This window comes from Nitrospinota bacterium (assembly GCA_016208975.1).
Classification (GTDB): domain Bacteria; phylum Nitrospinota_A; class UBA7883; order UBA7883; family JACRLM01; genus JACQXA01.
Window position 1 is genome coordinate 1530366 of the sequence record JACQXA010000004.1, and the last position, 18989, is coordinate 1549354.

Genomic DNA, 18989 nt, shown 5'->3' on the forward strand with positions numbered 1-18989 from the left:
GCGTTCCGTAATTTAAAGCTCAGCCTCATCCGCCCCGGAGCCTTTATTGGCCCCGTTTCTAGGCAGGGTAATTGTAAAAGTTACCCCATCCCCCGGACGGTTGTCAATTTCCAAACTTCCCCCGTGAAGGCGGGTGATTTTCTTGCATAGTGACAGCCCCAGCCCCGTTCCGCCGGGTTTGGAGGTGAAGAAGGGATTGAAAATCTCGTTCAAATCCCTCGGGGGTATTCCTCCGCCGGTGTCGGCCAGTCCGATACGCGCCATTTCACCCCCCTCGGCCTGGACGAGGCTGGTGGTTATCTTCAGCCTCTTGGCGATCCTGGGGTGCCGGTCGCAGGCCATGGCCTCAATGGAGTTTAGGATCAGGTTTATGAAAAGCTGTTTCATTTGGGCCGGATCGCAGAAGACCTCTTTTAGCTCGTGGCTCAAGTCCAGTTCGGCTTTTATGCGCTCCTCGGCCATTTTCCGCCAGTACAGCTCGATGCTTTCGCGGATGATCTGGTTTAAATCCACATTTTTCCTGCTACCGGCGAAACCCTTGGTGGCGTCCAGGGTGTCCCTCAAAAGCCCTTCCAGCCGCTCCACTTCCCGCATGATTATCCCGGCGTACTTTTTTACGTCTATCTTGGTGGTAGTGGACTGGGCAAGGATCCTGCGGGCGAACCCCCCTATGGTCATCAGGGGATTTTTTATTTCGTGGGCCAGTTCCGAGGATATTTCCCCCAGCGACGACATGCGCTCCACCTGGGCCAGCCTGCTTTCCAGCGTCACCAGCTCTTTGTTTATCGCCGACAGGGCATCCAGCAGTTTAACGTTGCTTATGGCCCAGGCCGCCGGGGCCGAGAACCGGGTTAGGAGCGCAAGGTCGGAATCGGTTATGGGTTTGCCGTTATACATGTTATCCACCAGGATGACGCCCAGCGTCCTGTCATGGGCCAGAAGCGGCGCCACGGCGAACCGGTCGCATCCCAAAAGGCGGCTGAATTCCCGGTCCTCAAAAGTCATGGCGTCGTAACCGTGGATGTTGACGGCTTCACGTTTTCCCACCGCCATGGCCAGGGCGTTATCACCGTCCATCGGGGCCCGGAGGGAGCGGGCCAGGTGGTTGAAGGGGGAGCTGAGTATTTCCTGGGGGTCGCGGCTCAAGATCCACTGGATAAGGTCCTGGCCCTGGATAAACTGGGATTCTATGTTGGACCATGTCCTTCCGGCCTCGTCGGGGGAGGAGGGGCCCATCCCCATCATCCCCTGGAGGGTGTTGTTGTTTTCGTTGGCCAGGAAAAGGATGGCCCGGTTGAAACCCAGCCCCTGCCCCACGGTGACGCAGGAGAGGATCACCCGCAGAAGGTCGTCCAGGTCTATGACCCGTTGCATGGCGGTGGATATCTGGAAGAGGATCGAAAGCTCTTTTACGTTTTGCCGGTTGACGTCCAAAGCTTCCTGGAGCTGGAAACGGGTCCTGGCCCTGAAAAGCCCGTGGGCGGCGGTGCGGGCCACCTCGGTGAGGGATGCCACCTCCTCGGCGGAAAAGGGGGCAAGATAGCCGGAGCCCGTCACCCGGTCGGCTATGAGGGCCACTCCCAGCGTGGTCTCCTGGTAGCTCATGGGGAGACAGATGAGAGACCGGAGGGCCACCCGGTTCAAACCCTCGTACCCGGTTTGGGCTTCGATATCGTCAATCCTTATAAGATGGCGGGTTTCCATGACCTGCCTTACCAGGCTATCCCTCACCGGCTTTAGATACCACTGGTCCCCAGGCCCTTCGGGGATATGTTGTTCCACCAGTTCCCCCCCGGGAGACACAAGCCACACAAGCTGGGTCCTGGCCCCGGTAAGCGAGGCGGCGTACTTGGCCGCCAGCCTGGCCATTTCGTGGGGATCATCGGTGGAGTTTATGAGCCTGCCAAGGTCGTTTATCTCCGAGAGGGCCCTTACTTTTTCCTGGGAGCGCTCCAGGAACCACCGGGCGCGGATGGCTCCGGCCACCGCCTGGGCAACCCTCACCAGGTTGGCCATATCTTCCTGCGTGTACTCCCGGGGCTCGATGTTCTGGATGTATATGGCGCCCAGGCAGTCGTCCCCGTCTATGATGGGAGAGCCCAACAGGCTTTTGAATTTGGCCTCCCCCGACTCCGGGATGTAGTAGAAGTCCGGATCGCTCCATACGTCGCTTACGGCCACGGGGCGACGTTCCCTCACTATTTTCCAGCTCAGGCCCCTTCCCTTGGGGACGCGGATGGAATTCACCGCCTCCTCGCTTAGGCCCCGGCTGGCTTTCAGCGACAGGGTGCGCCCCTCCTCGTCCAGGAGCAGGATGGCCGAAGCGTCCCCTTTAAGATAGCGTTGGGCCGTGTCCGCTATCTGGTCGAGCATGTTGGTGAGGTAGAGCCGGGCCAGGGTGATGCCCGAAAGTTCGTTTATGAAATTCTCGCCAAGGTTCTTCACAGGTTAAAACCCCCTCCGGCCCGGGCCCGGGCCTGGCGGTAAAGCGACTGGTAGCTCCTGGCGGATTTTGACCAGGAATGGTCTTCCTTCATACCCTGCCTGATCATTTTCTCCCACTCGCCGGGACGGTTCTTCAGGAGGGTAATGGCCTCCACGGTTTTCCAGTAAAGGGCGTGAGGGGTCGGCTCGTGAAACTTGAACCCGTTGCCATCCCCGGTGGCGGGGTTGAATTCCCGGATGGTGTCGTTGAGCCCGCCGGTGGCCCTCACCACAGGGGCGGTTCCGTACCGCAAGGAGTATAACTGGTTGAGCCCGCAGGGCTCGTAACGGGAGGGCATAAGGAAAATGTCCGCCCCGGCCTCTATCCTGTGGGCCAGCGTCTCGTCGTACCCCACTATGCAGGCCGCCCGGTCCGGCCTTCTGGCGGCCAGGCCCCGGAAGAATTCCTCGAACCTGGGCGACCCCGTTCCCAGCGCCACCAGCCGCACGTCGTTGTCCAGCAGGCCGTCGGCCATCTCCGCCAGGATGTCCATCCCCTTCTGCTCCACCAGCCGCGACACAACGCCAATCACCGGGGCTTCACAGGGATTGAATCCCATCTCGGCCATCAGGGCCTGTTTGCACTTTTTCTTCCCCTCAAGGTTCCTGACGGAAAAATTGGCGGGTATGAGCTGGTCCGTGGCGGGATTCCACGCGTCGGTGTCTATCCCGTTCAACACTCCGTACAGGTCCGCGGAGCGGTCTTTCAAAACGCCTTCCAGCCCCCATCCATGCTCCCTGGTCTTTATCTCGGAGGCGTAGGTTCCGGAGACGGTGGAGATGATGTCCGAAAAAAGCAGGGCGCCTTTCATCAGGTTTATTTTTCCGTAGAACTCCAGCGCTCCGGAGGTGTACAGCCCCCACGGCAGGCCCGTAAGATGCCAGTCCAGATGCCAGAAAACCCCCTGGAACCCAAGGTTGTGGATGGTGAAAACCGATGGGACCCCACCCACCACGGGATCGTCTTTGTAAAGGGTTTTGAGGTACACCGGGATGAGGGCGGTCTGCCAGTCGTGGGCGTGGATCACGTCGGGCCGGATCTTGAGGGCGCGCAGGGCCTCCAATACACCCCGGCAAAAAAAGACGAACCGCTCACAGTTGTCGGCGTAATCACCGCCTGGGGTGTTGTAAAGGTGGTCCCGGTCGAAATAAGCGGCCTGTTCGATGAAATGCACCGTAAGCCCGTTTCGCCGGACGGTGTAGGCCTTTCCGGAGGGTACCCTGGCGGAGATGGGGACATTCAGGGGAATCCCTTTGGATGTGACGCCAGCCGCGCGGCGATCCACCTGCCTGTAAAGGGGCATGAACAGGTGGACATCGTGACCCAGTTCCGCCAGGGCATGGGGCAGGGCGCCGCCCACGTCGGCCAGGCCGCCGGTTTTGGCGAAAGGCGCCGCTTCTGAAACGGCGAAGGCCACCGTGAGAGGTTTTGCGGTCTTGCGGGAGATGCTCATTTCAGGGGGGCGCCCTCCGCTAACACCCGGGCGGCGGTCTCCGGTGAAACCGTGTTTATGTTCATTCCGGCCCCCCATTCAAACCCGGCCATCCTTCCCAATACGGGGAAAATCTCCAGCCGCCAATGGAAATGTTCCCGGAGCGCATGCCGGTATGGCGCGGTGATCAATATCATGTTGAAAGGCGGCCGGCCGAAAACCCCGTCCAGTTTTCCTGCGGCCTTTTTAACCAGCCTCGCCAGGCTGAGCGTGTCCTCATCGGCCATATCTTCAAAAGCTGACATGTGTTTTTTCGGCAATATCCATGTTTCGTAGGCGAACCGTGAAACGTAAGGCGCCACGTGGGCAAAACCGCCCTCTTCGGCCACCAGCCTCCCGCCTTGCGCCGCCACGCCGGAAGCCTCCGCGCAGAAGGCGCACTGGCCCGTATGGCTAAAGTGGGCGCTGGCCGCGGACAGTTGATCTTCCATATTCCCTGGCGTCACCGGGACCCCCATGACCTGGGAGTGCGGGTGGGAAAGAGACGCGCCCGCCATAGCCCCGTGATTTTTAAAGAAAACCGGCCAAGCGACAGACGCCGCCCGGCCAAACGCCGCTATCCTGGAGCGGATGGCGCGGAAAAAACCGTCCATTTCCCCCTCCGTCATCAATGAAAACACCCCCTTGTGATCGGGAGTCTCTATTATAACCTCGCTAATGCCCGGCGACGAGGAGCTTTCCGCCCATCCGGGGGAATCTCCAGCGGGCCGTCTTTCCATTTCCCCGGCGAACGCCGGGAATTTATTCGGAACCACTCTCAGCCTCCAGCCCGGCGCGTTGGGACGCGAGCCTGGCGCCCGGTGGGCGAAGGTCTCAGGTGGGGTCATTTCTTCCCGGCCTTCGCAAAACGGGCAAGGCTCCTGATCATCCACCTCCGGGACGCGCAACCGGGGCATGGGCCTCAAGCGCCGTTCCTCGGCCACCACCACCTGGCGGCAGGTGACCCGGTCCAGCCTTATGCGGTTCTCTCCGCCCGTCCCGCTTTTGTCTTCTCCCATCGCTGGAGTGAATCGTAGTTTTTGGCGTCTCCGATGTCAACAGAAAGGGTGTCCGTCCCTGCCCCGCATCGGGTCAAAAAAGGGCTTGGGTGGCGCTCCCGTATTCACCATCATTGCCCATATCCCAAGGTTACATTAGAATGAGCGCTTTATTGTCGGCCCTTCGGCCCAGGCCATGCGTGGATTATGGAGCAAAAAGTTTTAATCATCATCCCGACCTATAACGAGATGGAGAACATCGAAAACCTCCTGCGGGCAATCCATGGGGAGGTTCCGGCCGCCCACATATTGGTGGTGGACGACAATTCTCCCGACGGCACCTCTGGTCTGGTGGAAAATATCATGGCGGGCGACCCTCGCGTGAAGCTTTTGAAAAGGGCGGGGAAGCTTGGCCTTGGAAGCGCGTACATCGCCGGGTTTAAATACGCCCTGGCGGAAGGGTATGACGTGGTGTTCGAGATGGACGCCGACTTTTCCCACAACCCGGCCTATCTGCCCAGGTTCCTAAAAGCCATCGAGGAGGCCGACCTGGCGTTGGGCTCCCGGTATGTGGAAGGGGGCGGGGTTGAAAACTGGCCCGTCACAAGAAAGCTCATATCCATCGGCGGGAGCCTCTATTCGCGGATGATCCTGTCCGTCCCCTATCACGACCTTACCGGGGGCTTTAAATGTTTCCGCAGGACGGCCCTTGAGGCCATAAACCTGGACGACGTAAGGTCTGAAGGCTATTCGTTCCAGATAGAGATGACCTACCGCGCCCACAAGAAGGGACTGCGGATTAAAGAGATCCCCATCGTTTTCACCGACAGGGCAGGGGGCAAGTCTAAAATGTCGTGGAAGATATTTCTGGAGGCCATTTACAGGGTATGGCAGATACGCCTGACGGTGTGATGAGGTCGCCGGTGTTTTTGAGGCCCATGGCCAGGAAAATCCTTGTTGTGGCTGGCGAGGAGTCTGGCGACGTTTACGCGGGAAGGTTGTGCGCGGAGCTTTATAGGCTCATCGAGGGAGTGGCCATAGAGGGGGTGGGGGGAGCCAAGGCCCGCGCCGCCGGGGTGAAAACCCTGTACGACATAGCCGACCTGTCTTCGGTGGGGCTGGCTTCGGCCATGGGGAAGATGGGCGTGTTCATCAAGGCGCTGAACGACATCAAGGCCCGCGTGGCGTCCGGAGAATACGATGCGGTGGTATTGGTGGATTTCCCGGACTTCAACCTGCGGGTGGCCAAAGCGGCGGACAAATCCGGCACGCCGGTGTTTTATTACGTGTGCCCCCAGTTCTGGGCCTGGCGCCGTTACCGGCTTAGGGCTGTGAAAAAATATGTGGATTCCATGTTCGTGCTCTTCCCGTTCGAGGAGGAGTTCTACAAGGGCAGAGGCATCAACGCCCGGTTCCTGGGGCACCCGATGCTGGACGAGCTGGACTTCAACCTGGACCGGGCCGGGTTAAGGAACAGGTTCGGCGCCAAAGGTGACGAGATTCTGCTGGGGCTCGTGCCCGGCTCGCGCCATGGAGAGGTGGAGCGGATTCTGCCGCTGATGCTTTCGGCGGTGAGGATAATCCGCACCCGCAAACCGGTGAAAGTGGTGATACCATGCGCATCGTCGCTTGCTCCCGCGGATATTATGAAGATTGCCCGGGAGATGGGGGAAGAGCCCCAGGTTGTCCAGGGAGCCACCTGGGAGGTTATGAACGCGTGCGATTTCCTTATATGCAAATCCGGCACTTCGACCCTGCAGGCCGCCCTGGCCGGGGTTCCGATGGTTATCGTTTACAAGACGGACATGCTTTCGTACGTTCTGGCAAAATCCTTGAGCCACACGAATATAGTGGGCCTGCCGAACATAATCGCGGGCAAACAGGTGGCGCCGGAACTGCTTCAGGGGGACGCCACGCCGCAGAACCTGGCGGGCGCCGTTATCCCTTACCTCCTGGATCCGGCCCTGCGGGAAAATATGCGGGAAACACTCCGGGGCATCCGGCCCATGCTCGGCGAACCCGGCGCGGCGGGGCGCGCGGCTTTGGTGATTACGGATTTTCTACGCAGGCTCAAAGAGAGCTGACCGGCCCCGTGGCGGCGCCCATGGGGCCGCGCCGGGCAATCGCTCCAACACCTCCAATGTCCGCCCGCTTCCCATGCCGGAAAACGCCAGGTGGCTTTCGCAATGGCAATCTGAAGAGCCAAATCCCTTGCAGATGGTTGCCCCGCCCGCGGCCTTAAAAATCCGCGCCGCAAGGGCGCACTCTTCTTTCATCCCCGGGAAAACCACCGCGCCTGCCCATGAAGAGTTTTCCCGCAGATAGTCTATGTGCCACCGCAGGGTTTTTATCTTTTTGCGATGGCGGGAAACCCGGCTTTCGAGATTTTTAATGGCGCTACCGGTGTAAACGTAAACCCCGGCGGGGAACATGAAAACCCCAAGCTTTCCCACCGTAACGCGCTTGGGCCGGGCCAGATGGATTACGATGGCGTACAGCCCGGAACCGGTCATCTCGGGGAAAACCCGCCATCCGCCGAAGGCTCCAGGGCGCCGCTCCCCACAAAACGCATAAGTCTTATAACCGGCCCAAGCTTGGCCAACTCCATCTGGATGTGGGATATATGGGCCAGCTTGTGAATGGGTTCCCCTTCCATTACTTTCAAGGGAACACCTTTCCCGCCCGCTTGCTGGGCGTACCGGAGGCTTGCGGTGATCGACAGTTCCCCGCTCCTGGCGGTTATTTCCACCCGCTCCGGAGTGGCGAATTTGAGCATGGCCCTGGCGCTCGCCACTTGAGGGGAGCGCCCTTCCGGGTCCAGGAACGTCAAGAGATTGTCGAAAGCTTTCGCTCCAATGCGGGTGAACACCATGTGGGTGTCCATCCGGGAAATGACCGGCTCTTCAAGACCGTAACCGCCCGGAACGCTTAATCCAAGCTCCACCACCCCGTCCACTTCCGCCTCGTGGCCGGAAAGGCGGAAAGCCGGGGGCAGAAGGCGGGAGAAATTCAGCCCTGCGAAAGTGTCCCGCGTCCTAAGGGCGTAGCCGTCCCCTTCGCCCCGGATATGAAGCGAACCGGCCATGTTCCCGCCCATGGCCCGGGCTTTGAAATGATCCACCGAAAGGCGGGTTTCCTTGAAGGCCACGTCGAACGCCAGGTTTTTCAGCGCCAGCGGACCGAAACTTAAAAACTCCGCCGTCAGGTTTTCTTTCGCCGGGCTGTTGGCGGGGGCGGGGCTATCCTTACCACTTGGCTTCACCGGCTCCGCCGCCATGGCGGGGGATGTGTTGTCTTTGTAAACGAGAGCGAACTTTTTAGAGAAGGGGACGCGTCCGTTTAGTTTTTCTACTATCAACCGGCCTTCATCTTCCAACGTAAAGTCCTTGAATTCCGTCATGCCGGAAACAGCCAGGCTTTTGCGCGCCACGCTTTTTAAAGAAAGGTCCGCGCTGAAAGCCCCCGTTACTCCCCCGAGGGGTAAAAAGCTGGTTTGTTTTGCGGCTTTTACCGAGGTTTGGCTCTCTATATTTATCGAGATCTCAGGGATCGCCGCAATGGGGTTGTCCCAAAGTTTTATCAGGCTGTTGTAACCTGCGCCCGTAGCCGTTCCCTTGAGCGACTGGTAAAGTCCCATCTGTGGCGCGTTGAAAATGAATTTTTTTACGCCAAGTTTCCCCGGCGCCGATAGAGTCATGTCCACGTTAAACGACGAGGGGCCGGCCGAATCCCCCATAAAGTCCTTGTCCACATATCTTTTCGCGGCGATATCGGCCATTATTCGCGCCCGGTCTTTGCCAAGGTCGAAGTCCATCCAGCCGGTGGCCCCGTCCACCTCCAGCCCCCGGGCCTTGGACAATAAAGAACCGTCCTGTATCTTCATTTTCCCCGAAAGCTCGAAGGGTAGCGTTTTACCGACGCTCTTCATGGACTCCGGGAGCGTCCCTTCTCCCGCCGCGTGGAACGACAGCGTTCCGCCCATCCGCTGTATTCCCATGGCCTGTCTCAACCATGGAGGGGTGATTTTATAGATGGTCTTAAGGTCCAGCGAAGTCCCTGTCAGGTCGCCTTTGAACTGGCTTTTCCCTCCGTCATAAATCCCCTCGGCCTGGGCCGTGGAAGCGCCCAGCCGCGCCAAAAGGGTTTTGATGGTGTAAGAATCCTTGCCCGGTCCGGCTGTGGCGATAAGGTCGAATGTGGCGGGGAAATCCCGGAACTCCTCTTTCTTGCTACCGGCGGCGGCCACCCTGTCGGCCTTTACGCTCAGGGAGAAGTCGGTTTTCCTGGTTCCCGGATCCTGCGCCCAGGTGGACATTCCCAGCGAAAGGGTGACCGGCGCCGCCCTGAAAGAGTCCGCGATTTCTATGGACTCCGCCTGGAGCGCCGTTTGCGACCAGTACCGGGTTATTCCCCACCCTTTGCCTATTTTGCCGTTAAACCGGAGCGTCCCTCCGCCCCCGGTGAGCGATGATGAACCGTCCTGCATGTCCATCGAAAGTTTGATTAGCGCCGCGTTACCGGCGAACATTATGGCGGGATCCTCAGCCGCCGCGCCGGTGGGGCCCTCTATGGTGAAGCCAGCGGCTATCCGGCCGGACGAAATGTTGTATGGTGTTTCTTTCAACACCCACTCGCCCCACTTCTCGATGGGTGCGTAAATCTCCCCTTTGGCCTTTATCCCCCTGGCCCCATAGCCGGACACGGAGCCGCCCACCCGCATCGAGGAGCCGTCCTGGGCGGCATAGGCCAGCTGGACATCCGAAAGGTCCCCCTTTAAAAAATCCCCCAGGGAATGCAGGGTAAGTTTCACACCGTCCAGCCTAAGAGCGCCCTGTTTTACTCCGGCGATGAACATGTTCATGTCCATCATTCCCTGGGCGCCGGTTTGTTTATCCCCGAGTGAGCCTTCCAGTTTGGCGAAGGCGCCAGTCATGGCTATCTCGTCCTTCTCCAGCTTGGGGATGGCCATGCTGATCCTCAAAGCCCCGGTGTAACCGGTTTCGGACAGTTTGAGGTCCTTGAACTTCACCTCCATCCTCCCACCCTCAGGCAGGACGGCCCCAGCTACATCAGCGTAATATAGCCGCAGATGCCCATCGGCGGACATCAGTATCTCCGCCTTCCGCGCGTCACCGCCTGGCAGGAAACCTTTCACCTCCAGCGTGGAAACGTCCGCCTGGCCGTTTACCTTGCCTGCCCGCATGGCCATTACCCGAAGGAGCCGGTCCAGATTTAGCTTGAATTTCCTGGTGGTAACGGCGAAGGCCAGCCCGTTTTCCTTTTCACTGGCCTCCACGGAGATGTCCAGCGCCTGTTCTCCGTCTAGGGCCATCACAAAATCCGCCTTGCCGGAGGGCAGGCCGTTAAGCTCTCCGGTGGCCCGCATGGCCATCTTCATGTGGGTGGGGGCCAGCTCCCTTTTGTCCTTCACGGTTTTGGAAACCATGTCCATATCAGCCCTGGCCGCCATTTCCCCTGACTCCTGGATCGAGGCGTTGAATATCAGGCGGGGGATTACCCTGGTCTGGCCGCCGGGCCGTTCCCGGGCGAGCCATGCGTCGTCCGCCGTGACAGCGGAAAAAATCAGGTTCGAGCCGGACGGCCCCACTGTACCCTTGGCCGAAAGGTGGATGCCGGACAATTTCAGGCGTTCCTGTGGATACAGCCTCTCGATGGAAAGGTCATCAACCTTCACCGGTCCCAGTTCCAGAACGAACGGGAGCCGCATGGATGGGGCGTGGACGTACATAGGCTCCGGCTCCACCGTAGCGGATACCGCAGGGGAACGGGCTGGTTGCACAGCCATCATTACGGACGGGCTGATGATGGAAACCTCTGGTACAGATACCTTCCCAATGAACAGCGACCCCAATTCCAGCCGCGCTGAAACCCTCTCAGCGGAAAAACCACCATCCGGCGTTTGAATTTTTATCCCCTTGAGGATTATGCCGCCGTCACCGGAAGTTTGGGCCGATTCTATTTCCGCCCGCCCGCCTGTGAACGCTTCCATGAGGTAAATGGAGGCGCCTTTTACGTCGCCATGTTTCAGCCAGTAGTTATATAGCCAGTCCGCCGCCAGAAGCAGGATGAACAAACCCGCCGCAAAGCCCAAGGCTCCATACGCGAACAGCCGGAGGGCGTTTTTGCCGGTTAAGGGGATTTGAAATTTCCTGTTAGGGTTAGACACAGCTTTGTTAGGGGAAGATCAACTTACGATAGGCGCAATAGGGCCCGGGTCAGTCATGGGCCGGACTCTGCAGAAGCATGCTCATGGGGGCTATTTTACATGATTTAACCGGCCGTGTAATGGCTTAGCGCCCAACGGCCTCCATCTCCGCCTGATGCGTGGTAACATGTTGTTCAATAACACAAAAAGCGGGGGGGCGGGTCATGATTACGCCGGAAGGAAGAAAAACGGTTGAGGGGCTTTTGAAAAGGCTCAACGTGGTGTGGATAATCCTTTTCGCGGCGGTGGCGGCGGTGGCGGCCGTAAACATTTTCATCCTGCAAAGCGGCGGCCCGCTTATCCCCATAGAGGCGGCGTTCATCACCCCGTTGTCGGCGATGCTTGGGATCGTGGCGCTGGTGGACGTGGGGGCCATAGTTTTCATAGACCGGTGGCTAAAAAGCGACAAAGGGTTAAAGAATTACATGCAAGGGCGCGGCCCCACCGCCATCAAGATAAACCTGCCCACCGCAGGCCTGCTGGACGACGACAAACTGGTGGTAACGATGTTGCCACACTATTTCCAGATATGCGTGATCAGGTGGGCCCTGGCGGCGTCTGTGGGGATATACGGTTTCGTCATAGCCGCATTGAGCGGCACGGCCTATGTGCCTTCGCTGTTCTACGCCGCGGCGGTGGCGCTACTGTGGGTGTTCCGCTACTCTTTTGAGGAGGTGGAGGCCTTGGCCATGAGAGCCCGAAGCCTTTAGAAGCCTGCCCGGAAAAAAGGATTGCCGGACTAAAGCGCCCTGAGAGCCTCTTTTTTCCTGGGAAGGCCTTCCCGCAGGGCTCTGGCCGCCCTTATTTGAGCCGGATCACTAATGCGGATATCGTCAAACACCATTTTTTCCGCCGCGTAAGTCTCTTCAAGCACTTTTAGGGCTTCCGCCAGGGAGCCGGACGCGCCCATATCCTTTAACCCGGCGATAACTTTTTGTTTTTCCGGCAGGTCGCGGCCCAGCTTTTCACGGGTTTGCCTGAGCCGGGCCATGTTCATGGGGGCGGAGAGGATTTCCTCGTCTCGCGCTATTTCTTTTACAAGAATGGCCGCCGCGGAGGCCGCCGGATCCCCTAAATCGGTATTGTGCTGGGCGAAGGCTGGGGCATGGCCGGAGGCTATCAGCGCCGCCAGCGCAAACAACCAGCCCACCAGCCGGGAAGGTTGCGGTATAATGTTGCCCATCGAAAAAACCATAAGCGTCATTATACTATGCAATTTGAAATCATAAGAAAGCTTGAGGAAGAGCTTGGCAAGCTCAGCCACGAGCTTATCCACGTTATCCCCAAGGAACTGAAAAAAGCCGCCGATTATGGCGACCTTTCCGAAAACGCGGAGTACGACGCGGCCAAGCAGAGAAAACTGTTTGTGGAGTCGCGCATCGGCCATCTCCAAAAGCGGATAAGCGAGATACTGGCCATAAACATGTCGGCCATCCCGCAGGGCAGGATTGGGCTTGGCTCCGTGGTGAAACTGACCGACACCAACACCGGCGAGGAGGTTGTTTACACCTTCGTTTTCCCTGAAGAGGTGGATCCGGAAAAGGGCAAGATCTCGCTGGCTTCCCCCATAGGAAAAGCGCTGGTGGGAAGGCGCGAAGGGGATGAAGTGGTTGTGGCCATGCCCAAGGGCCAGCGCAAGCTTGAGGTGATCGAGCTGACCACCATCCACGACAAATCTAACTGACGTTTCTTGGCCGGGTTGACCGGCGTTAAACCTTATTCGAAAGGAAGTATATGAACAGAAGAGACTTGTTGCTGGCGGGTGTGGGAGCTGTGGCCCTTGGGGCCGGGCAGGCTTTGGCGGCGGAAAAACCGGCCATGGAAGGGCATGCCCACCATCACATGGGGCATGGCGCCGCTAACCAGGCGCTCATAGACGCCGCCGCGGGATGCGCCACCAAAGGCGAGATTTGCGTTTCCCACTGTATGGACTCTTTCGCCGCCGGAGACACTTCGCTGGCCGCCTGCGCCAAGTCCGTGATGGAAACCATGGCGCTTTGCCAGGCCGTCATCACCCTGGCCGCGCAGAATTCGAAGAACCTTGCCGCCACGGCGAAGGTGGCCATGGCCGCCTGCAAGGCTTGCGAGGATGAATGCAGAAAGCATGAAGCCAAACACGCCACATGCAAGGATTGCGCGGACGCTTGCGTTAAATGTTACGAGGAGTGCAAGAAAGTGGCGGCCTGACCTTTTCCGCCGGAATAAAGCCAGGGGGCGCGGAAATCCGCGTCCCTTTTTTTACGCTCCGTAAAGCTCGTCAAAATAGGGCTCGCCGCTACGGTCCCCCACATGTTCGAATTTCGGCACACCATAGCCGCAGGAGGTCTGCACCCGGTAAACGTCGAACCATAATATCTGCCGCAGTTTTTCGGGGCCGGTTTGGGGGAAATGCGCGGAGTGGAGTTTTTCAAATTCCTGCGAGTCTTTGGAGACAACCCTGCCCGTGCAGTAAAACCGCAGGATGAGCGGCTTCTCGCCGAAAGACATGAAGGTGATTACCGATTTGCCGCCACCGGCCAGGTGCCGGGCGGTCTGAGCGCCGGAACCGTGATAATCGGCGTAGATGACGGTTCTTTCGTCCAATATCCTCAGGCTGTCCAAACCTTTGGGGGAAAGGTTCACGTCTTCATCCCCCAGCGCCGAGGCCACGAAAAATATCTTCTGGTCCTGCGCGAATTTTTTGTGGCTTTCAGTTATGGCGCCCCACTCCTTGGCCATCGCTCACTCCTCCCTGATTATTTGCCCACGCACATTTCCCGGCGGGCCATGGTCTTTATAACGTTGAAAAGCTCCAGCGACGCCGCCTTCGGCCCTTCCTGCTCGAACCCCTCTATGCCCAGCCTGGTGCGCATCTGCCCCACCTTGGCGCCGGATTCGAACAGGGCGCCGAACACGGTGGAGGCGATTACCTCATGCTCCTCACGCCGCTGGGGCGCCCCGAAGGGGTTGGCGAAATATGAGCGCGACAGCCCCTTCTCGTCGGTGGTCCCCTTGGCCATGCGCGCCCCCTCGCGGAACACGGCCATGGCCTCGTCCTTACCGCCGAAAAATTCTATGGCGGACTGGTCCGCGTCCACCATCTCGTAATTGTTGGCGTACAGCAGGATGTCCAGCGGATGCCCCGCAACCACGTCGTGATACCTGGTGATGGGGATAACAAGCCGGGCGTTCACCTGGCTGGGGTTCATGAAAATGGCCCGGTCGAACTCGTCGTAGGCGTATTCCGGCGAAAGGTCGTCCAGCCGCACAAAGGCGCCGGTCTCCGTGCCGTAAGCTTTTACCACGCCGTCCTCCACCGCCAGCGAGCCCATGTCGTCGAAAATCACCTTCATGTCGCAAATGTGGTCTTCGGCCAGGGCGCGAAGGGCTTCCAGAGTCTCCGACTTGCCCGCGCCGGAATCCCCCACCAGCGCCACGTTGGCCGCGCCGCCATTTTTAAGGATTACCGAAACCATGGCTCCATGCACCGGAAGCCTTCCCCTTTTCAGCATGGCCACGTTATGGAGCGTGAGGGCGGTTTTCTTGAAATAGCCGAAATAATCCACCTGGTCCCCATCCCGCACGAGGCCGATGAAAAGGTTGTTCTCTTTGTCTTCGTAGAAGGCGGAATCCGCCGGGAGCGAGCCGTGCCGCACGCCGAAAAGCATCAGCAGGTCGGGCCGTTTTTTTTCTATCTCCTTGTGGCTGGCCATTTCGAACAGGTTTCCCATGGAAAGGCCCAGGGTAACGTAATCCTGATGGAAATATATGAAGGCCATAAGCTCCCCCACCTTGGCGGGGAAACAAAACCATTCCGACGGGTTTAACGCCAGCGCGTCCTCGGACAGGCGCGGAAGCTCTATAATCTTCCCCTTACGGGTGTTGGAGCGGGAATAGAGCGTAAGCGGCGGCTCTATAACAGTAAGGGCGGTGAAGGGCACCTCCTTGAGATGGGAAAGCTCGTAAGGGCAGTCCCAATCAATCTTCTCCACCAGCACTCCCATGTTGGCCCCGGCGGGAAGCTGGCGGTAAATGGTGGGGGTTTTGGAAGTGATGTTTTCGGCCACCCGCCGGTAAACCGACAATACGAGGTTCTTGAACTTTTCGTTGGCGGTGATGAACTGGGCGTGGTGTATGGAGCCTTCGGCCACGCCGGTGCGGGCCGGGGCCCGGTGGTATATCACCCGCTCGTGCCCGCGCCAGAAGTTATACAGCCCTTCCACGAAAGCGTGGAGCCGCTCCCGGTCGGACAAAATGGCCCGGTACTCCTCGTTTATTTCTATCACCTCGCCGGCGGTATGGGTGGCCAGAAGTTTGAAAAGGGCCACCATTTTATCGGACATCTCCGTAAGGTTGGCCCGGGGCATTACCCCCTTAACGAAGGCGAAAACCGAACTGCCCCGCCCGGCGATCTTTTCGACGTACCGTTCGACCATCTCCGAAAACAGCGGGCTTTTTATCAACTGCTCCGGCGAGTCGCAATACATGGAGCCGTAATCGATAATCACCTTGTTGCGGGTAAGGGTGAACGGCGCGCGGTGGTTTCCTGTCATTTCCTACACACCATGAAGCTTGTTTTTGACCACGTATTAAATGATAGCACAACGGGAATTATAACTGCGGATATGGGCGGCGCAGGGCTGATTGGATGGAGTTATTGGCGATCCGGCTTGATGAAATTACAGCATGAGGTTGCGAAATCCTTGAATTTTCGTAAATACCCCTCACCGTTTCTCCACAAACCTGACACCGGCGATTTCTCTGAAATGCTCATCTTGTGTCCAGATGGTGGCGTTGTGGGCGCGGGCGGTGGCAAGTATTACGCTGTCGGCAAGTGGCAATCTTAAATCCACGCCTAGTTTGGCGGCGCTAAGGGCTATGTCCGCGTTGAGATCCACAACATGACCCTGGCTCATGGCGGCGGCGGCCTGAAGGGCCGCGTCCTCGCCCCGTTGCTGACAAACTATCTTGAACACCTCAAGAAGGCAGATGGTGGGCACTGTGAGGCGGGCAATTTTCTCGATAGGCTTTGCGAAAAAACCCGCATTGGGGCCATCGGCGAAATATTCGAGCCAGCCGCATGAATCGACAAGGTTCACACCCGGTCCTCATCCCTTGTAACAGATGCGCCTATGCCCTTCAGGAAGCCGCGCATTTTTTTCAGATCTCTTACCGGTATGAACTCCAGCCGGTTTTCATACTGGAAAATCCGGATTTTTTCGCCCGGGGTGATCCCCATTGACTCTCTTACTTCCTGGGGAATAACCACCTGGTACTTTGGGGAGACTGTGACAACGGCCATAACGCATCCTGTCGATAAGGTATTTGTATTACATTATAGCTATCGATATGGAAGCCCGCAACCCAACCGGTGAGTGGCGGGCCGCCGCCACCGGGAAAACCGTCAGTTATACTGCGTCTCCACGTCGTCCATGCTACGCACGTAAACCTCGCGGGGCTTGGCGCCGTCGGCGGGGCCTACCAGGCCCTGTTTCTCCATGATCTCCACTATCCGCGCGGCGCGGTTGTAGCCGATTCGAAGCCGCCTTTGTATCATGGATATGCTCACCTGCCGGGTTTGGGCCACAAGCTCCACGGCCTGGTCGTAAAACTCGTCCATGTCCTCTTCAGTTCCGCCGCCGTTCTCCTCGGTGGAGGGGCCTTTTAAAATATCCTCAATGTAATCGGGCTGGCGCTGGCCTTTCAGGAAATCCACAACGCGATGGATCTCCGCATCGGAAACGAACGGGCCCTGGATGCGGTGTAGCTTCGCGTCGCCGGGTGGCAGATATAAAAGGTCTCCCTTGCCCAGCAGTTTCTCGCCGCCCATGGAGTCCAGAATCGTGCGGGAGTCCACCCTCGAACGCACCTGATAGCTTATCCTCGCCGGGAAGTTGGCTTTTATAAGTCCGGTCAAAACGTCCACGCTGGGGCGCTGGGTGGCCACGATAAGATGGATACCCGCCGCCCGGGCCATCTGCGCCAGCCGGGCCAGCGAATCCTCCACCTCTTTGGACGAAACCATCATAAGGTCCGCCAACTCGTCTATCACCACCACGATGTAGGGCAGTTTTGAAAGCGGCCCGGTCTCGCTTTCCGCGCTCTTTCGAGACCTGCGGGACGATCCGCCGGATTCCACCATCTTGTTATAGTTGTCTATGTTGCGCACGCCCAGGTCCGAAAGTTTCTGGTAGCGCCGCTCCATCTCCGCCACCAGCCATTTGAGGGCGTTGGCGGCCTTTTTAGGATTCGTCACCACAGGGGCTATAAGGTGCGGGATGCCGTCGTAGATGGAAAGCTCCAGCATCTTCGGGTCTATCATGATCATCTTCACGTCGGACGGGGCCAGCCGGTAAAGGATGGAGCATATCATCGCGTTTATGCCCACGCTTTTTCCGGAGCCGGTGGAACCGGCTATGAGCAGGTGGGGGATGGAGGCCAGGTCCGCCACCACGGGTTTCCCGGCCACGTCTTTGCCCAGCGCCAGGGGTATTTTGGCGCCGTTGCCGTCGAACTCGTCGTTGGACAATATCTCTTTTAGATACACCGCCTCACGGTTGGGGCTGGGCGCTTCTATGCCCACCACGGATTTGCCGGGGATTGGCGCCACCACGCGGATGGAAAGGGCCCTCAGGCTCATGGCCAGGTCGTCCGCCAGGCTCACGATGCGGGAGACTTTCACCCCGGGGGCGGGCTCGAACTCATATATGGTTATCACCGGCCCCGGGAGCACTTGCGTCACCCGGCCCTCTATGCCGAAATCCAGCAGTTTCTTCTCCAGTATGCGGGAGCTTTTTATCAGGTCGTCCTTGGATTGTTTGACGACGGCTTTGGGCTCCGAGTCCAGAAGGCCTAACGCCGGAAACTCGTATTCATTAGCCTCGTCAAATTCGAAGATCTCCTGCTGGAACGTCTCTTCGGCGGGCTCCCTCTTTTTGGCCTTCGGAGCCTGCTTTGGAGCGATGGGAATGATCATCTCCTCATCCCGGGCAGAGAAATCCACGATCTTCGGTGGAGGCGGCGCTTCTTCTTCGTAAGGCTCCCCGAACTCCTCGGCGATCTCTTTTTCGCGGATGCGGGTCCGCTTTTCCCTTATCCCACGCTCTTCGGGAGTTTCAGGCTTGAACGGCGATTTTATGGGAACGGTTTTGAGTTTTTTCATCATGGGCCAGGAAACCCGGCCCAGCGATATCATCCAGCCTTTCATGATCCATGTGAGGCGGGCCATGCGCATCATGGCCACCGAGGCGGAAAGGTGGAACATCACCAGCACCGACAGGACCATCACCGCCATCAGTACCACGAAAGATCCGTAAACGCCGAACCATGGAAGAGTCATCTTCTCCGCCACGAAGTGGCCTATAATACCACCCCCGGCCACGCCATCGAAAAGCGGATCCACCCGCCAGACAAGGCTTGCCAGAGCCGAGAAAGAAGGGATCAGGAGGATCAGACCTCCCACATACGCCCCTAAAGAGGTTATCTCAACCCCCAGGGCCACCCTGGCGCCAACATAGAGCAAACCCAGCGCGAACAGCCAGGAAATGCCCCCGAGCGATTGAGCCAAAGTATCCGAAAGGGTCGCGCCGATGATTCCGGCTTTGTTGATTACCTCCCGGTCTCCGGAGAGATAACGGTTGAAAGACGGATCCGCCTGGTCATAAGTGCCAAGGCTGATAGTGAGCAGAACGGCAAAGGCTACCAGCAGTACCCCGGCCGCTTCACCAAGAAATTTCCACTTTGGAGAGTCCACGCCCTCCTCCTTAAAGAAGAACTTAAATTAAGCTTTGCAATCGCTTGAAATATAACATTGAAATTTGCCAGTTTCAA

Annotated in this window: 16 protein-coding genes; 5 read left to right on the forward strand and 11 right to left on the reverse strand. The window is 58.4% G+C overall.

Going from position 1 to position 18989, the window contains the following annotated elements:
- Positions 1-12: 12 nt before the first annotated feature.
- Genes HY751_11080 through HY751_11090 form a run of 3 tightly spaced genes read right to left on the reverse strand, consistent with a single transcriptional unit; the run spans position 13 to position 4975 of the window.
- On the reverse strand, positions 13-2445 hold the full coding sequence (locus tag HY751_11080) for a GAF domain-containing protein (GenBank protein MBI4666936.1): 2433 nt from the start codon (positions 2443-2445) through the stop codon (positions 13-15).
- The gene (gene glgA / locus HY751_11085; GenBank protein ID MBI4666937.1) at positions 2442-3938 is read right to left on the reverse strand and encodes a glycogen synthase GlgA; all 1497 of its coding nucleotides are present in this window, start codon (positions 3936-3938) and stop codon (positions 2442-2444) included. The genes HY751_11080 and glgA overlap by 4 nt, the downstream gene beginning before the upstream one ends.
- Positions 3935-4975, reverse strand: coding sequence for a galactose-1-phosphate uridylyltransferase (locus HY751_11090; GenBank protein MBI4666938.1), 1041 nt, complete (start codon positions 4973-4975; stop codon positions 3935-3937). The genes glgA and HY751_11090 overlap by 4 nt, the downstream gene beginning before the upstream one ends.
- 186 nt (positions 4976-5161) lie before the next feature.
- Here HY751_11090 and HY751_11095 point away from each other — a divergent pair, with 186 nt between their 5' ends.
- Both HY751_11095 and lpxB read left to right on the forward strand, forming a co-directional pair.
- Positions 5162-5866, forward strand: coding sequence for a polyprenol monophosphomannose synthase (locus tag HY751_11095; GenBank protein ID MBI4666939.1), 705 nt, complete (start codon positions 5162-5164; stop codon positions 5864-5866).
- Positions 5842-7038 carry a lipid-A-disaccharide synthase gene (gene lpxB / locus HY751_11100; GenBank protein ID MBI4666940.1) on the forward strand — a complete coding sequence of 399 codons (1197 nt, stop codon included), beginning with the start codon at positions 5842-5844 and terminating at the stop codon, positions 7036-7038. The genes HY751_11095 and lpxB overlap by 25 nt, the downstream gene beginning before the upstream one ends.
- On the opposite strand, the gene HY751_11105 is transcribed toward lpxB, so the two are convergent.
- Together HY751_11105 and HY751_11110 are read right to left on the reverse strand one after the other, a co-directional pair.
- Positions 7015-7467, reverse strand: coding sequence for a GIY-YIG nuclease family protein (locus tag HY751_11105; GenBank protein ID MBI4666941.1), 453 nt, complete (start codon positions 7465-7467; stop codon positions 7015-7017). The genes lpxB and HY751_11105 overlap by 24 nt on opposite strands.
- Positions 7464-11048 carry a hypothetical protein gene (locus HY751_11110; GenBank protein MBI4666942.1) on the reverse strand — a complete coding sequence of 1195 codons (3585 nt, stop codon included), beginning with the start codon at positions 11046-11048 and terminating at the stop codon, positions 7464-7466. Before HY751_11110 ends, HY751_11105 begins: the two co-directional genes overlap by 4 nt.
- A 296-nt stretch (positions 11049-11344) precedes the next feature.
- Between HY751_11110 and HY751_11115 the strand changes: the two genes are divergently transcribed.
- Positions 11345-11890 carry a hypothetical protein gene (locus HY751_11115; GenBank protein ID MBI4666943.1) on the forward strand — a complete coding sequence of 182 codons (546 nt, stop codon included), beginning with the start codon at positions 11345-11347 and terminating at the stop codon, positions 11888-11890.
- 29 nt (positions 11891-11919) lie between these two features.
- Here the strand turns inward: HY751_11115 and HY751_11120 are convergent, their stop codons facing one another.
- A complete protein-coding gene (locus tag HY751_11120) occupies positions 11920-12363 on the reverse strand; it encodes a hypothetical protein (GenBank protein ID MBI4666944.1) in 444 nt (147 codons plus the stop codon).
- 27 nt (positions 12364-12390) lie between these two features.
- Here HY751_11120 and HY751_11125 point away from each other — a divergent pair, with 27 nt between their 5' ends.
- Both HY751_11125 and HY751_11130 read left to right on the forward strand, forming a co-directional pair.
- Positions 12391-12864, forward strand: coding sequence for a transcription elongation factor GreA (locus tag HY751_11125; GenBank protein ID MBI4666945.1), 474 nt, complete (start codon positions 12391-12393; stop codon positions 12862-12864).
- Between the two features lie 50 nt (positions 12865-12914).
- On the forward strand, positions 12915-13367 hold the full coding sequence (locus HY751_11130; GenBank protein MBI4666946.1) for a four-helix bundle copper-binding protein: 453 nt from the start codon (positions 12915-12917) through the stop codon (positions 13365-13367).
- 51 nt (positions 13368-13418) lie between these two features.
- On the opposite strand, the gene HY751_11135 is transcribed toward HY751_11130, so the two are convergent.
- The 5 genes from HY751_11135 to HY751_11155 form a co-directional block, all read right to left on the reverse strand.
- Positions 13419-13898: a pyridoxamine 5'-phosphate oxidase family protein gene (locus HY751_11135; GenBank protein MBI4666947.1), complete on the reverse strand. Its 480-nt coding sequence runs from the start codon at positions 13896-13898 to the stop codon at positions 13419-13421.
- A 17-nt stretch (positions 13899-13915) separates the two neighbouring features.
- Positions 13916-15712 carry a phosphoenolpyruvate carboxykinase gene (locus HY751_11140; GenBank protein MBI4666948.1) on the reverse strand — a complete coding sequence of 599 codons (1797 nt, stop codon included), beginning with the start codon at positions 15710-15712 and terminating at the stop codon, positions 13916-13918.
- 171 nt (positions 15713-15883) lie between these two features.
- Positions 15884-16258 (reverse strand): type II toxin-antitoxin system VapC family toxin, encoded by a 375-nt coding sequence (locus HY751_11145; GenBank protein ID MBI4666949.1) that lies wholly within the window; start codon positions 16256-16258, stop codon positions 15884-15886.
- Positions 16255-16461: an AbrB/MazE/SpoVT family DNA-binding domain-containing protein gene (locus HY751_11150; protein ID MBI4666950.1), complete on the reverse strand. Its 207-nt coding sequence runs from the start codon at positions 16459-16461 to the stop codon at positions 16255-16257. The genes HY751_11145 and HY751_11150 overlap by 4 nt, the downstream gene beginning before the upstream one ends.
- Positions 16462-16563: 102 nt before the next feature.
- Positions 16564-18912 (reverse strand): DNA translocase FtsK 4TM domain-containing protein, encoded by a 2349-nt coding sequence (locus tag HY751_11155; protein ID MBI4666951.1) that lies wholly within the window; start codon positions 18910-18912, stop codon positions 16564-16566.
- Positions 18913-18989: the final 77 nt, after the last annotated feature.

What these genes read in the sequence shown, in the direction of transcription:
- HY751_11115 (MBI4666943.1), top strand. Translation starts at nt 11,345, where the DNA reads ATGATTACGCCGGAAGGAAGAAAAACGGTTGAGGGGCTTTTGAAAAGG.
- HY751_11125 (MBI4666945.1), top strand. Translation starts at nt 12,391, where the DNA reads ATGCAATTTGAAATCATAAGAAAGCTTGAGGAAGAGCTTGGCAAGCTC.
- HY751_11120 (MBI4666944.1), bottom strand. Translation starts at nt 12,363, where the DNA reads ATGGGCAACATTATACCGCAACCTTCCCGGCTGGTGGGCTGGTTGTTT.
- glgA (MBI4666937.1), bottom strand. Translation starts at nt 3,938, where the DNA reads ATGAGCATCTCCCGCAAGACCGCAAAACCTCTCACGGTGGCCTTCGCC.
- HY751_11090 (MBI4666938.1), bottom strand. Translation starts at nt 4,975, where the DNA reads ATGGGAGAAGACAAAAGCGGGACGGGCGGAGAGAACCGCATAAGGCTG.
- HY751_11105 (MBI4666941.1), bottom strand. Translation starts at nt 7,467, where the DNA reads ATGACCGGTTCCGGGCTGTACGCCATCGTAATCCATCTGGCCCGGCCC.
- HY751_11140 (MBI4666948.1), bottom strand. Translation starts at nt 15,712, where the DNA reads ATGACAGGAAACCACCGCGCGCCGTTCACCCTTACCCGCAACAAGGTG.
- HY751_11150 (MBI4666950.1), bottom strand. Translation starts at nt 16,461, where the DNA reads ATGGCCGTTGTCACAGTCTCCCCAAAGTACCAGGTGGTTATTCCCCAG.
- HY751_11130 (MBI4666946.1), top strand. Translation starts at nt 12,915, where the DNA reads ATGAACAGAAGAGACTTGTTGCTGGCGGGTGTGGGAGCTGTGGCCCTT.
- lpxB (MBI4666940.1), top strand. Translation starts at nt 5,842, where the DNA reads ATGGCAGATACGCCTGACGGTGTGATGAGGTCGCCGGTGTTTTTGAGG.
- HY751_11135 (MBI4666947.1), bottom strand. Translation starts at nt 13,898, where the DNA reads ATGGCCAAGGAGTGGGGCGCCATAACTGAAAGCCACAAAAAATTCGCG.
- HY751_11095 (MBI4666939.1), top strand. Translation starts at nt 5,162, where the DNA reads ATGGAGCAAAAAGTTTTAATCATCATCCCGACCTATAACGAGATGGAG.